The organism is Microcoleus sp. bin38.metabat.b11b12b14.051 (assembly GCF_013299165.1).
Taxonomy (GTDB): domain Bacteria; phylum Cyanobacteriota; class Cyanobacteriia; order Cyanobacteriales; family Microcoleaceae; genus Microcoleus.
The window spans coordinates 65770-80773 of sequence record NZ_JAAFKD010000029.1; the positions used below are offsets into that span (position 1 = coordinate 65770).

Sequence of the window (15004 nt, forward strand, 5' to 3'; positions counted from 1 at the left end):
CCAATCGTCCTAATCGACTCCTGCGCCGCTCATTGGCAGAAAAACATTAAATGTAGTTTGACCGGGAATCGATTCCACTTCTATTTTTCCCTGATGTTTTTGCACAATCTTCTTCACAATATCTAGCCCCAATCCGCTACCTTCTCCCGCAGGCTTAGTAGTAAAAAAAGGCTCAAATATTTTAGATTTAATCTCTTCTGGTATACCCTTACCGCTGTCGGTGACACCAATCTTCGCCAGCCCGTCTTGTTGGGCAAAATCAATTGTGAGAGTGCCTCTATAATCCATTGCTTGCAAAGCATTATGAACCAGATTTGTCCACACTTGATTTAGTTCGTCTGGATAGCACAGGATCGGCGGGATTTCGGCATAGTTTCTTACTACTTCAACTCCTTGTTTGAGTTGGTTTTGATAAAGAGTTAAGATTGTTTCAATACCTTCTGTAATGCTGGCTGCTGTCTTTTCCCCCGACTGTTCGTAACGGGCATAGGTTTTTAAGGCAAACACGACTTTTGATGCTCTGTCTGTGGCTGTGTCGATCGTGGCGAGGCCTCTTTTTAATTCAGAAAGTTTGTAGGCGATTTCTAGGACTTGCAAGTTATCGGATTTTTGCAGCAGCGGCACAAAGCTGTCAATTTCATCATACACTCCCATCATCACTAGGCGATCGGCTGCGGTATCTGGATCTACTATTCCTAATTCTTCCAGTTTGCCTCTTAAAGCTCTCTTCAATTTTCGTTCCTCTTTCGTTGATAAGCTTGTTTCTTTTTCGAGAGAACGCTTGAGTAAATTCAAGAAATTATCTGCTTCTTCTGTCGAGAGAGATTGAAAAAGTTCCGGCAACTGTTCTAGAGTTTGATTTAAGAACTTAGAAACATTACCAGCAGAGGAGCGAATCGCGCCCAGAGGAGTGTTAACTTCGTGAGCAACTCCGGCAACCAGTTGTCCTAAAGCTGCCATTTTTTCAGATTGAATCAGTTCTTCTTGGGTAGCTTCGAGATAGCTTAAAGCTTGTGATAATTCTTGGGTGCGTTCTGCGACTTGGGCTTCTAAATTCCCATATAGTTGGGCATTTTCTATCGAGATCGCCGCCTGAGAAGACAAGATGTTTAAAACTGCTAATCTATCGGGAGTAAAAGCGTTTGTTGTCAGACTATTTTCGAGGTAGAGAATGGCAATAATTTTGCCTTGGTGTTGGATTGGCAGGCACAGAACTGACTTGGGTTGGTGTTCAATTATATAAGAATCGTTGATGTTTTGGCTTTGTTTCGGTACATTGTTGTAGAGCAAAAGTTCTTCAGTTCTGGCTGCGTAGTTAATCAGACTTATGGGAATTTTTCTGCTACTTTCCAGGGGGATGGATTGGAGGACTATGTTTTCTGAAGTGTCGCTAGTTCCCACAACTTCGACTATTAAGTTGCCTCCTCGGTACAAAATCAAAGCGCCTTTGGAAGCCCCAGCATTTTCAATTGCCGTTTGCATCAAAGTTGAGAGCAATTTGTCAAGCTCAATTTCCCCTGAAAGAGCTTGAGATGCTTTGATAACTGTTGCCAAGTCTAGAAATCCTGACATTTCAAAACTGCTAGTCATTGAGAGGGTGATATCCGTCGTCGGGGAAAGTATTCGACCTGTCTGCAAGCTGGTTTTACTGTTTATAATTGGGGCGAGTAATTGCGGGTAGCATTTTTCTAAATCCTCAACTTTTGCCTTAGCGCCCCAGCGTGCGTAAGCATAGTAAGCATCAGTTAAATAGATTCGGGCAATTTTTTCTTTACCCCAGCTTAGGTAGAATTTAGCCGCGAGTTCGTGGGCGAGGGCTTCATCATTAATGTACTCGTTTTGTTGCGCTAGTGCAATTGCGCGATCGTACATTTCGACTGCCTCCAGTCTTTCTCCTAGCACCCCATGCCGTTCGGCTTCTACTAGATAGAATTTATGTAAATGATTCATCGGAGCATGATGCGCCCACTTTTGCATTTTTCCTTGGTTATTTTTAACCCGATTGAGTATAACCTCTTGTTCTGAACTTGAAGCCTCAGCAAATACAGCTAAATGTGCCAGAGAATCATAAAAATGGAATAGAGGAACGCAGATCAGTGCTGTCACGCTGCCTAGATATTTTTCGGCTAAAACAGCATTTTTAATGGCTTCATGATGTTGGCTAAACACGAAATTTAAAATCAGTTTATAGAGGTATAATTGATGAATTTGACAGCCATCATTTGCTCTAATAGCAGTTGTTAGTGCTTCCTCTTCATTGTATACCTCACCAATTAAACAAGTGGGATTTTCATTATTACCTGAAAAATTCAGGACTACTTGCCGAACTAATGCAATCCAAGTCAATAAAACTTCTTGTCTAATTTTACTAATAGCCTTACTGTATGTTGATATCTTTTGTTCTGCCTCCGTAAGCTCTTGACCCAAAAAACATGAGACATCGCATATATGAAATGCACAATGACCAGCCATTTCAAAGTCTCCACTTTCCACTGCACTTTGATATCCCTCAATCAAAATGGGTAGTGCTTCTCTGAGATGTTTTTTCCAGTGTACGATCAAAGAACCCCAGACATTGAATACCTTAGCCTTGACTTTCTGAACATTGAACCGCTCAGCCAATTTTGCAGCTAAGTAACCAAATTGATAACCCATTTCTATGTCTTGGACTACTCCACAGAGGATTAATCCGTAAATAGAATAACCAAATGACGACCAGGTGGCCTTGCCATATTTGAGTGACAAATTAACCATTTTGCACCCAATGAGTAACATCACTGTTGGTACAGCAACATAAGCAGCAGGAGCAATACTTGATAAGATGTACATGACTGCTAACGGTTCTGGTTCAGTCATTTCTGGCAGGTTAATTAAGGCTTCGACTTCGTGTTCAGCACAGAGCAAAGCAGTTTCTTCTAGTCCTTGTTGAATATCCGACTGGCTGGGCGATTCTGGTAAAATTACTCCCAACTGCTTGAGGACTTGCAGCCCAATGTTAATAGCTTCTGTGAGTTTACCCTGGGAGGCAGACGCTTGAATTTTTGCATCATAGGCTTTCACTTTGTCCAGAATCGAAATCGCTTCTTGCAGAACAATATTAGCGAATTTATCCATCTGCTCAAACTCACCATTGAGATAACCCACCTCTGCTGCTTCCGAGTACAAAGCCAATGATAGGCTATACTGATTCTGCCAAGGATCTAGTGCTAACAATTCCAGTCCCGTAGTTAAATATCTTTTCGCAGCACCATAGGCTATGGAACTTTTCGCTCTACGTCCAGCGATTAAATTCAATTGAGCTAATTCATCTCGCTCAGTTTGAGCAATAATTAACTCCTTGCCCATGTTCAAATGGTTGACAATATCAAAAATTTTATCTTCTGTTTGTTCTGCGGTAGGGGCATCGCCTCCGTGTCCGCCCTTCCTCAGCAACAGTTGCCCTATTTTGAGGTGAGTCGATTGTTTTTGAGATTCCGGAATTAAAGAATATGCTGCTTGCTGGACGCGATCGTGTAAAAATTTATAGGGAACCGATAAATCAGATGTTTGTGCCACCTCTGAGGATTCCGAATCTTGAAAAAACTTGTAAACTTCGCTGATGGGAATCACTAACCCCTCTTGCAGCGCTTTCCACAATTCATCTGCCGTTTCCACCTGGGATTTTTCACGGACAACTGCCAAGGTTGCCAAGTCAAATTGGTTGCCGATACAAGCAGCTAGTTTCAAAACATCCTGGGTATTTGCAGGCAGCTTTTGCAACTTGAGCGCCATAAACTCGACTACATCGTCAGTCAAAGCAAGGGCGGTCACTCGGGCAATATCGCACTGCCAAGACGCTGAACTAACGTCAAAAGAAATCAACCCATCTATCTGGAGGAATTTGAGGAATTGCGTAGCGAAGAAAGGATTGCCTTGAGTTTTGCTGAATACGAGTTCTGTTAAAGGAGTTGCTCGTTCTAAAGGACAAATTAGGCTATCGGCAATCAACCGATTTAGGGCTGGTTTATCTAAGGGCGCTAAGGTAATTTGATTGACTGGTAATGAGTTTTTGCGGATCTCGTCCAAGGTCAAAATTAGCGGATGGGCACCGAAAACTTCGTTATCCCGATAGGCTCCGATTAACAGTAAATAGCGGGTATCCGTCTCACTTACTAGCAACTGCATTAGCTTCAGGGAAGCAGAATCAGCCCACTGCAAATCATCCAAGAAAATGACTAAAGGATGCTCTTTGGTAGCGAATAGTCCGATAAATTTACCAAAGAGTAAATTAAAGCGATTTTGAGCCGCACTTCCCTCTAGTTCTTGGATTTTTGGCTGCTTGCCGATCAGGTGTTCTAATTCAGGGATGACATCGATAATTACCTGGGCATTTTCACCCAAAACTTTTAAGATTTTGGCTTGCCATTGCTGCACTTTAGTGCTGGTTTCTGTGAGGAGTTGCCGCATCAAATTCTGGAAGCCTTGCACCCAGGCCCAAAAGGGGATATCGCGCTTGAATTGGTCAAATTTCCCTTTGATGAAGTAGCCCCGCTGGCGGACGATGGGTTTGTGTACTTCGTTGACGGCGGCGGTTTTGCCAATGCCGGAAAAGCCGGCTACTAGCATGATTTCGGTATTGCCTTGGCTGACGCGATCGAATGCTGCTAATAATGTGTTAACTTCGGTTTCTCTGCCGTAGAGTTTTTCGGGTATGGCGAAGCGATCGCAAATATCTCTACTTGCTAAGGTAAACTGGTTAATTTGGCCTGTTGCTTGCCACTGCTGGTAACAGGTTTCTAGGTCATATCTGAGTCCGAAAGCACTTTGATAGCGTGCTTCTGGGTTTTTTGCCATCAATTTCAGGATGATGTCATTCAGGATTGCGGGGATGCTTGGGATGATTTCGATTGGGGGAGTTGGAGTCTTGGCAAGATGCGAGTGAACTAACTCCATCGCGTCGTTACATTTGAAGGGTAATTGTCCTGTTAGCAGTTCGTAAAATGTGACTCCCAGCGAGTAGAAATCGGTGCGGTAGTCGATACCTCGATTCATTCTACCCGTTTGTTCGGGAGACATATAATTTAGCGTCCCTTCGAGAACGTTAGGGCTTTTAATTTCTTGATTTTCTCGGGGTAAAAGGGAAGAGATACTGAAGTCGATGATTTTGACTTCTAGGGTGTTGGGATTAATTAGAATATTCTGAGGTTTGATATCTTTGTGAATAATTCTAGCGTGATAAAGTCCTTCTAAGACTTGAACTGTTTGAATTGCTATCGATAAAAAATCGGCGGTACTGAGTTGGTGAAGGGCGGTATATTCTGAAATAGAGATGCCGCCAAAATCTTCCATTACTAAAGCAAAACCGTTGCGGTAGTTGGAGAGTGCCAGGGGTTTGATTATTCCTGTTATGTCGAGATTTTTGGTAATGGTGTACTGATTGCGAAACTGTATGAGTTCGTTGAAAGTAGGATATTCACTTTCCAGGATTTTGATTGCGACGGGTTTTTGGTCTGCCGAAAGCCCTCGATAAACCTGGGTTTTAGAGCCGTTGTAAATGCGATCGAGGATGCGATATCCGGGAATTGTTAGTGAAGTGTCAGCCATGAGATTTTAGGTTTTAGATTATAGATTATAGATTTTAAATTTTAGTAACTAACCGTAGTGTGTGTCAGGGGGTGTTTTTTGAGTCGGTAGTCAAAACATTCTAACCTGACGCACCCTACTACAATAGACTCAACCCTGTTTGTCAGGTGCGTCGCTATCAGATTGTCGATATTTATTTGGGAATTTTTCATGGCGACGCACCCTACGACTTGTGAATTTTAAGATTTTCGGCAAGGACTAAATGACACCCGATGAAAGACAGACGCACCGCAACGTTCTAAAGCTAATTTATGTTTTTTGGTACCATATCCTTTGTTGTTTGTCAAGTCATATTCGGGATACTTGAGGGCCATCCGCAGGATTAATTCATCGCGCCAAACTTTGGCGACAATGCTGGCGGCGGCAATCTGAATCGATCGCGAATCACCCTTAATCATCGTCACTTGTTCGATCGACAAATTGGGTATTCTTTGATTGCCGTCTACCAAACACAAATCAGGCTGAACATTTAACTTCAAAATCGCGCGCTTCATTGCCAACAAAGAAGCTTGCAAAATATTCAGGCGATCGATCTCCCGCACCGAAGCTGCACCAATTTGACAGTCAACCGCCACAGCCCGGATTTGGATGGCTAACCGACTCCGGGCTGCGGCACTCAACTGTTTGCTGTCGCGGACTCCGCAACTTACTAATTCACCCTGAACTTCGTCGGGCAAAATGCAGGCGGCAGCCACCACTGGCCCGAACAAAGCTCCTCTTCCTACTTCATCGACACCTGCAATTATGCGAGGGAGAGAGGGAGATTGGGAGAGGGTGAGAGGGGGAGAGATGGAAAGATGGAAAGATGGGAAGAGAGTAAAAATTTCTTCTTCTCCCTTCTTCCCTCTTCCTTCTTCCCTCTTCCTTCTTCCTTCTTCCTTCTTCCTTCTTCCTTCTTCCTTCATAAATCACTCATCCAAAACGGCTGACGAGCGGCGGCGGCGGCGGCGGTTGATAGCAGGCTCTTCGGGTTCGCTGGGCTGGCTCGACTCGTGCTCTTCGATCGACTCGTGCTCTTCGATCGACTCGTGCTCTTCGATCGATTCGTGCTCTTCGATCGACTCGTGCTCTTCGATCGACTCGTGTTGTTGGTAGGAGAAGCCGATCGGATCGTCGGTTTCATCTAGAGGAGCAAAATCATCAGTTTCGTCGTCGATCGAACTCTCCCCGTAAATTTGGGCTTCCTCATCCTCAGAAAATACAGGCTCAGCTTCTGACATTTCTGGATAATAATCCCTTTCCTCAACATCCTCTGCTGCCGTCGGCGCCTCAAATTCAAATTCGAGCTGCTCAAAAGGCGGCTTGTTCGGGGCCGCTCCCGGGAGAGTCACCGAAACGATCGCATTCTTAGGATTTTTGACGCTGCGATCCGTCAGCACCAAGGGAGAAACGCCCATCAGAGCATAAACATCCTGTTCCTCGGGTGTCATTTCCACCGAAATCACCTCCGGAGGCTCCACCATCGGCTTCATCAACTCAGATTTAGCTGGGCGCACGCGATCGAAATCCTCGCGCCTGCCAACAGTCGCCATATTCACCAGCCCGAAGCCCTCGGAAGCTGCGCGGATGCCGGGGGGTGCCTGATACTCTGAGCGCGTTTCGGCGACGGGGGCGCTTTGAGTATTCGGCAGTCGCAGCTTGCTGCGTACCGGTTCCTCCTCTGCTGCTACGACAAAAGCCTCTTCGCCAATCCGGCGGCGGCGGCGCCTTCTCGTTCCGTTCCCCAAATCCTGATAGCTGGGATGGTTGAGTAAGTCCAAAGCCGAGGCGTTGCCGCCAGCCTCCACAAAATCTAAACTTTCGCTCTGAGGTTCCCAAGCAGCCCGAGCAGGTTCGGGAGAACGTTCTTCTCTGACTGGAGCAGGAGTTGCAGAAGCTACGGGCGCCAAGCTGCGGCGTTCCAATCCTTCTGGCAAGTTCAGCATCACCCGGTTGGAGGTAGCCACAGTGCGATCGGCTCCGTCGCGCACTGCTGCGGCGAAATCTTCTTCGCCCGGGAGTTGCACCAAATGACCCAGCCCGCTGCAAGTGGGGCAACTGTGGCCGAACAACTCGTAAATATTTTGACCTTGGCGTTTGCGGGTGAGTTCTACCAGTCCCAATTCTGAGAGTTGAGCGATTTGCGGTCGAGATTTGTCAGCTTTGAGAGCTTTATTGAAATGTTCCAGCACCTGCAACTGATCGCGGCGGGATTCCATGTCAATAAAGTCAACAATAATCACCCCGGCAATATTCCGCAGCCGAAGTTGGCGGGCAATTTCGGTTGCTGCTTCGCAATTTGTCCAGAGTACAGTTTCGCGAGCTGTTGCCGATCGAGTAAACGAACCAGAGTTGACATCAATTACCGTCAGTGCTTCTGTCGGCTCAATAATCACATAACCGCCCGAAGGTAAATCTACCCTCGGTCTGAGGGCTTCTCGAATCGCAGCATTGACGCGGAAAAATTCTAAAATCGAGGCGCGCTCTCGGTGGTGGTCGATCAAAACTCCCGCAGGAAGTTTACCACCGTTCCAGCTCATCAACTGCTGCTTCACCCGCTTAATGCCATTTTGCGAGTCAACCACAATCCGGTTCACATCACCGCTGAACATATCCCGCAGCACCCGCTGAATAAAATCGTCATCGCGGTTGAGCAGTGCCGGCGCCCGCGTGGAACCGCCTTCGAGTTGAACGGCTTCCCACTGCTTTTGCAAGACTTCCAAATCTTCCATGATGGCTTCTTCGGTCATGCCTTCGGCTTCGGTGCGTACCAGCAGCCCCATTCCGGCCGGTTTCACCAAAATAGCTAGGGCTCTGAGGCGGTTGCGCTCGGCTTCCGACTTGATGCGGCGGGATAGATTGACTCCCCTGCCGTAGGGCATCAGTACCAAATAGCGGCCGGGCAGGGTAATATTGCCTGTCAGCCGAGGGCCTTTGCTGCCCGTCGGTTCTTTCATCACCTGTACCAGCACTTTTTGCTGGGGGGTGAGGAGTTCTGTAATTGCTCCTGCCGATCGTTTGAGCCGCAGCGGGCCGAGGTCTGTGACGTGCATGAACCCGTTGCGTTCTGGGTCGCCAATATTGACGAAGGCCGCATCTATCCCGGGGAGTACATTTTCGACAATTCCCAAGTAGATGTCGCTGACTTGGTGGCTCCCTGTGGCTACCACGAGTTCTTGGATTTGATCTTCTGAAAAAACGGCAGCAATGCGATGCTGCTCTGCTATAACTATCTGCTTTGTCATTCAATTTCCTCAAAAAACTGGCAGCAAGTTAGAGACACTAACGCTGAAAAGTGCCTCTGACTTTAACTGTAATTAGTAGTAGCTTGAAGAGTTATTAGCTGTGAGTTGGTGGAGGGTGGAATGAAATTTAACTGTTAACTGTTAACTGTTAACTGTTGACTGTTAACTGTTAACTATTAACTGTTGACTATTAACTGTTAACTGTTAACTGTTACAGATAAAAAAGTAGTTAAACCCGCCCGATCGAGAGTTATGAGTTATGCTCAGCAGATAAATCTGAGAGATAGAAATAAGGAGGCTTTTATCGAGTTAGCAAGATTGATTTTTAAGTTGAGAATTGCTTTTCTCAAAACTTCAAAATTCAACAGTTGCAACTCTTCCTTTGAACTCAGCGAATAAATTCAGCGAAACTCTCACCAATTTCTTAACACACAACTGAACACACAACTGAACACTACGAACTGATAACTCCGCTTGCGTGGTGGTTGAGGGCTGGTGCAAGAGCGAAAGTTAAGTAGGAGTGAAAGCGCCTAGACTTTTGTTGAATTCTTGCGCGATCGCACTCAACAGACTCTTCTTTTGGCATTCGACTGCAACTTCCGCCCCAGCCAACCCTAAAACCAGGTGAGTCGGTTTTAGATTTTAGATTTAAAATTTTAGATCTTAGATTGACTCCAGAGATGAATCTGGGAGCTTGAACCTTAGTCTAAAATTTTGTGATCTCGACGAATTAAGTCCGGGCTTGTATCCGTTTTCGATCGAGGTCAAAACATCTATTGTTGAATACCCGCTCTGCGACTTGAACCATGAGATTTTTGACTAAGCCGACGATCGACAACCACTCGATCGAGCGAAATTAATCGATAAATTTGGTTCATGCTCCGCTCCTGCGGGTTTAGCGCTAGATTTAGCCCGTAAATGTACAAAAAGGCTTGAAGTCTTGAACAGAAGCAATTTGCACCCAGCCCGCGTTGCTGGTTGACTCTTAGTGACGAGCGACTAAAGCGCTCAAGCCACTGCGGCTTCCATAACAAGCAATTATAGCTTGATACTCCCCACTGATGAATCAGCGGGATTCTTGAATGAATCCGAAAACTCTCAAAGGCGTTATCAAAGCACCTCTAGACGATCAAAACAACTACCAGTACAAAAGGTATTGCAATTACGCTTACTTTTCAATTGTTTGCTTTCATAATCCATCACTTTCGCCAGATAGGTACGCTTCACATTCTGCCGTTACTCGTCAGTTATACAGGCTTACTACTCCTTAAGGAGTGTGGTGGCTCACTGTGCCGGGATTTCTCCGATACTAGAATGTTTCAACACGTAGATGGTTTTTTTACTTACAATCCAAATTATAATGAATCTTTCGACCAATTGTGTAAACAAATATTGAAGGCGGTTAAAACCGCAGCCGCGTTCCTCCCCATGTCCAAAGCCCGGGGCTTCCCGCTCGTTTTTCTGTGAAACGATACATCCCGATAGGGATGCCCTAGTGAAATATTCCACCACGGCTTCCCTATTTTAACCATAACCTAGGATTAGCTGACTGCGTTGAACTTGCAGAAGCTGAATTTCTTGCTGGCTAACTTGTTCGAGCATGAAAACAAGATGTTCCGGCTTGAGCAAGCTACCGTCGCTGCGACAACTGCCGGTATAGCGCAACACGGCTGTAGCTTCAGATTGCTGTACGAGTTCTAGTTTGTGCAGTCGATCGCGCAAATTGACATCCTGCGTCTTCCCCGACTTAGTAGTGTGCGCCCGCCAAAAAGCCTCTGTTTGGGCGATCGTCTTCACCCAAGCTTCCCAGTTGCCACCATCCGCGACACAGACACCAGTAGAATTCATGCCTTCAGATCCGTCATTTTCCGGCAGAGAGCCTGTTGCAGCGACAGTAATCACGTACTCCGCGGCTTCTAGCAACTGACTGGCAGAAGGAGCCTTGAGGTCGATTTGCTCCACCTTGTAAATCGGGATATTTTCCGGCAAAGTCGCCGCCAATTTTTCCCGAAACATCTCCAGAGCGATCGGCTCAGTGAGTTCAAAATCAGCAATTTCCCCGGTACTGGTAACGCCCAGAGGCAGGGCATTTGCCACAGAAATCCGAGGATTCGGGTGGAAGCCGCCAGTAAACGAAATCGGTAAATCGGCCCTGCGGACAACTCGATCGAACAATCGCAGCAAATCCAAATGACCAACCAAAGCCATATCGCCCACCTTCCCAAACCAAACCCGAAAACGCTGTTTCCGTTCTGTATTCGGCACAAACTCCCCAGCAAACTCAGGAATTGGCAACGCATCCACAACCACATTGTGTCCGAAGTCAGTGCCGCAAACCCCACAGCGCGAACATCCTTCAAAGGAACAATCGGGAACCGTCGCGGCTTCCAAAGCCTTTTGCAAGTCAAGTTTTAGCCAGTTTTTATCAATTCCCGTGTCTAGATGATCCCAAGGTAAAGGTCGATCGAGGGAGAGGGGGAGAGAGGGAGAAGAGGAGAGGGGGAGAGAGGGAGAAGAGGAGAGAGGGAGAAGAAGAGAGGGGGAGAGGGGGAGAAGAAGAGATGTGGGAAAATCTTCCTTGATTCCTGTGACTTCTTCCTTATCCCCTCTTCCTTCTTCCTTCTTCCTTCTTCCTTCTTCCTTCTCCTCTTCCTTCTCAAACAGATTCCACTCGCCACTTTCAACTTGGCGGTATTTCCAGGTAAGGCCCGATTGATCGATCGCCCTTGTCCAAGCCTTGTATGCTGTATCCAAGCTTTCCCACCAGGCATCCATACCAGCGCCAAGTTCCCAAGCACGACGGACTACAGGGCCCAAACGTCGATCGCCCCTACCGACAAAATCCTCCATTGCCGAAATCCGCACATCAGTATAATTCACCTTGAGATTTCTCATCCCTTTGAATTCACCCTTCAGCAATTTTTGCTTACGTGAAAACTCGGCAGTAGAAACCGAATGCCACTGAAAAGGAGTGTGAGGCTTAGGCGTAAAATTAGAAATTGTCAAGTTAAAATTCAGTCCGCGTCGGCCATCCAGCCTGCATTCCCTTTGCAACCAGCGGACTGTTTCGGCAATTCCTAGGACATCAAAATCGGTTTCTCCGGGCAAACCGATCATAAAATAGAGCTTAATTTTATCCCAACCGCGATCGACCGCAGTCTTCACACCCCGCAACAATTCTTCATTCGTCAAACCTTTGTTAACGATGTCGCGCATCCGTTGAGTGCCGGCTTCCGGGGCAAAAGTCAAACCGCTTTGCCGCGTGCCGCCGAGAATGTCGGCAATATTATCGTCAAATCTGTCAACCCGCTGACTGGGTAAAGATAGAGAGATATTTTTGTCTTTCAGGCGGTTTTTGATTTCCATCCCGACAGCCGGAAGTGCCAGATAGTCGGAACAACTCAGGGAAAGCAGGGAAAACTCGCTGTGCCCGGTGGCTTTCATCCCTTGTTCGATCGCCTCTACGACTTGTTGCGGTTCCACATCGCGGGCGGGGCGAGTCAGCATTCCCGGCTGACAGAAGCGGCAGCCACGGGTACATCCCCGTCGAATTTCGACTGTCAGTCTGTCGTGTACTGTCTGGACATAAGGCACTAGCCCGATCGAATAAGCTGGTATCGGAGTCGCGACTCGGCGCAGAATTCGATCGGGAACTTCGGGGCGGTTAGGATGAACAGAACCATCGGCCGCCATATCGTAAAATTGGGGGACATAAACGCCGGGAATTTGCGCTAAATCCAGCAACAATGCTTCTCGGCTCAAATTATTAGCTTTCCCTTCTGCCAAAATTAAGCCAATTTCTGGCAGCAATTCTTCTCCATCCCCCAAAGCGATGAAGTCAAAAAAGTCAGCATAGGGTTCGGGATTGGAGGTTGCGGTTTGTCCGCCAGCAAAAATCAGCGGCAAATCCCCGCCATTTTGGGTATTTGTCGCTCTTTCTTTCCAAGTTAGGGGAATGCCGGCTAAATCCAGCATTTCCAGAATGTTTGTGGCTCCGAGTTCGTAGCTGAGGCTGAAACCGAGAATATCAAATTCTGTGAGCGATCGCCTAGATTCTACGGCAAACAGGGGAGTTTTGGTCGATCGCAGTTTTGCAGCCAAGTCTGGTGCGGGTAAATAAGCTCGATCGCACAACTGTCTCGGCAAGGCATTCAAAATATTGTAAAGGATGATGTGTCCCAGATTGGAAGCACCAACTTCATACACTTCTGGGTAAGTGAGCACCCAGCGTACAGACGCTGAATCCCAAGGCTGGCGCGCAGCCCCCAACTCGTTTCCTAGATAACGAGCAGGCTGATTGATTTCTGCTGTAAGTAATTCTTCGACTTTTACTGCCACGGCTCGACTCGCTCTGATACTTGCGACTCCTAAGCAGCCTACCTTAAAATCTGCCAACTCGCCAACGACAGTCAGGCGATTTTAGATTTTAGATTTTAGATTTTAGATTTTAGATTGACTCGCAGTATTGAATCTGGCAACCTGAAAAAAAGCGTTACCCGATCGCTCATTACCTAAATATCTAAAATTTTGGGAGCGCCCGCGACGCTTGTCGGGGGCTGGTAGCAGTTGCTTGCCAGGCCTAGGTATTTTCGAGTATGTAACGTAACTGAATTTGCTGTATTTTGTTGCCTGCGTTCACCGATTAGCAGCCTCTAGCACTGCTGGGGAACCCGCATTTGCTGCTTCATAGCTTTCGACGCTTTCAAATATCTCAAAAACTCGATCGAGCTGGCTGAGTTCAAGAATCATCCTAATCCCGGCGGAAACTGAGCAAATACTAAACCTGCGCCCCATTTTTTTCCCCTGCTTGAGGCCGGAAATCAATGCCATCAAACCCGCACTGTCAATAAATGTTACTCCGCCAACATCCACCAGCACCGCTACCACCCCCGGTGCGGAAATTGCTGTGGTTAGTTGCTGTGCGAATTCTCCGGCTGTGGCTGCATTCAGGTGGTCTAGGGCTCGAATCACCGTAATTGTTTTTTGGGCAAGAAGTGTCTGCATATATCAAACCTATGGTTCCTGTGAATTTTCAACTACTGTGCTAAAAGGTTGTCAGCCTAAACCTACTTCATACGTCCGAGCCTAACTTGCCCAGAAGGAAACCAACCAGCTATTTTCAGTAGTTTTACTGAATCTTTATTTATTTACTGTTTTTTATGAAATTTTCCGTAAGATTTTGCGAGGAAAAGTAAGCTAATATACTATTTATTATTTAACCCATTGGTTTAGTCTTGGGAATTGTAAAAATTGCGCTCTACTTTGCCTGAGCTATGAGGTTAAACCCAGCAATGTAATTGAAATCACTTGTAAGTTCTGATTTAGATCACGTAGGTTCTTGAGTGTTAAGATTAAAATCAAAATGTAAGGATTTCTCCGATCTACCATGCAAGCAACTCATGCTATTCGCCAACTTGTAGAAAAAGCCCTCTACATTAAGCAGTTGACGCCTGATATAGAAAACGAAATCAACTACGAGCTCACCCGTTTGGGCTACATCTCGGATACTGATTATGAGGCTTTAGAGTTATTAATGGATGAAATGGATGCTGGACGGGTGCAATTAGTATCTAGCCGCAGGTAGTTGCAGCCACAGGACGATCGCGCCGCCAAGCAAAATTGCACAGCGAAAAAAAATCCTCGCAGCACCAGAATACACGGATTCTAGAATAATTCACAGCGCTACTCTCTTGCTCAGAGCCAGCATATATCGCTGAACTTGATATCTGAGGATTCGGTTTTTTGCACCTCAGTATAAAACATACAAACTTTGCCCAAAATTAAATATCTAACTTTTAGGGGTTGACAAATTAGCTTTGATTGTGATTCGGGTTAATGATTGCTGTTACCGAGGTGAGAGAAAAACCAGGTAAGGAGCGACAAAAATTAGCTCGATCGATCGATCAAAAGGCAAGTCACAATCCAACTGAGACAACAGCGCTGCTCACCACAAATCAGATGGCAGCTATTTTACTAGAAAGAATTGGTTGAAAGCCTCTCCTCTGGCTTGTAAGCGAGAAATTAAAATCAGACTGTCGATGTAAAGCAACTAATATTCCGGCAATAGTCGTACTATCCCGGTAAAACATGGTAGCATCTACTAACAATAGATCAAAAAAGCTACCATGACTCGGTATGTCACACCACGAGAAGCTTGC

General features: G+C 46.2%; 7 protein-coding genes. 2 read left to right on the forward strand and 5 right to left on the reverse strand.

All coding sequences use genetic code 11. From position 1 onward, the window contains the following. Positions 1-9: 9 nt before the first annotated feature. The 5 genes from QZW47_RS24160 to QZW47_RS24180 form a co-directional block, all read right to left on the reverse strand. Positions 10-5583: an AAA family ATPase gene (locus QZW47_RS24160; RefSeq protein ID WP_293132705.1), complete on the reverse strand. Its 5574-nt coding sequence runs from the start codon at positions 5581-5583 to the stop codon at positions 10-12. A gap of 218 nt (positions 5584-5801) precedes the next feature. Next, positions 5802-6527, reverse strand: coding sequence for a ribonuclease HII (locus QZW47_RS24165; protein ID WP_293132708.1), 726 nt, complete (start codon positions 6525-6527; stop codon positions 5802-5804). Between the two features lie 3 nt (positions 6528-6530). Further along, the gene (locus QZW47_RS24170; RefSeq protein ID WP_293132711.1) at positions 6531-8846 is read right to left on the reverse strand and encodes an Rne/Rng family ribonuclease; all 2316 of its coding nucleotides are present in this window, start codon (positions 8844-8846) and stop codon (positions 6531-6533) included. 1524 nt (positions 8847-10370) lie between these two features. Further along, positions 10371-13184: a TIGR03960 family B12-binding radical SAM protein gene (locus QZW47_RS24175; RefSeq protein WP_293132714.1), complete on the reverse strand. Its 2814-nt coding sequence runs from the start codon at positions 13182-13184 to the stop codon at positions 10371-10373. A gap of 297 nt (positions 13185-13481) precedes the next feature. Then, positions 13482-13850: an STAS domain-containing protein gene (locus QZW47_RS24180; RefSeq protein WP_293132717.1), complete on the reverse strand. Its 369-nt coding sequence runs from the start codon at positions 13848-13850 to the stop codon at positions 13482-13484. 382 nt (positions 13851-14232) lie between these two features. On the opposite strand from QZW47_RS24180, the gene QZW47_RS24185 reads away from it, so the two are divergent. Both QZW47_RS24185 and QZW47_RS24190 read left to right on the forward strand, forming a co-directional pair. Beyond that, a complete protein-coding gene (locus QZW47_RS24185; RefSeq protein ID WP_293132720.1) occupies positions 14233-14430 on the forward strand; it encodes a hypothetical protein in 198 nt (65 codons plus the stop codon). A 251-nt stretch (positions 14431-14681) separates the two neighbouring features. Next, the gene (locus QZW47_RS24190; RefSeq protein ID WP_293132723.1) at positions 14682-14837 is read left to right on the forward strand and encodes a hypothetical protein; all 156 of its coding nucleotides are present in this window, start codon (positions 14682-14684) and stop codon (positions 14835-14837) included. Positions 14838-15004 lie beyond the last annotated feature (167 nt).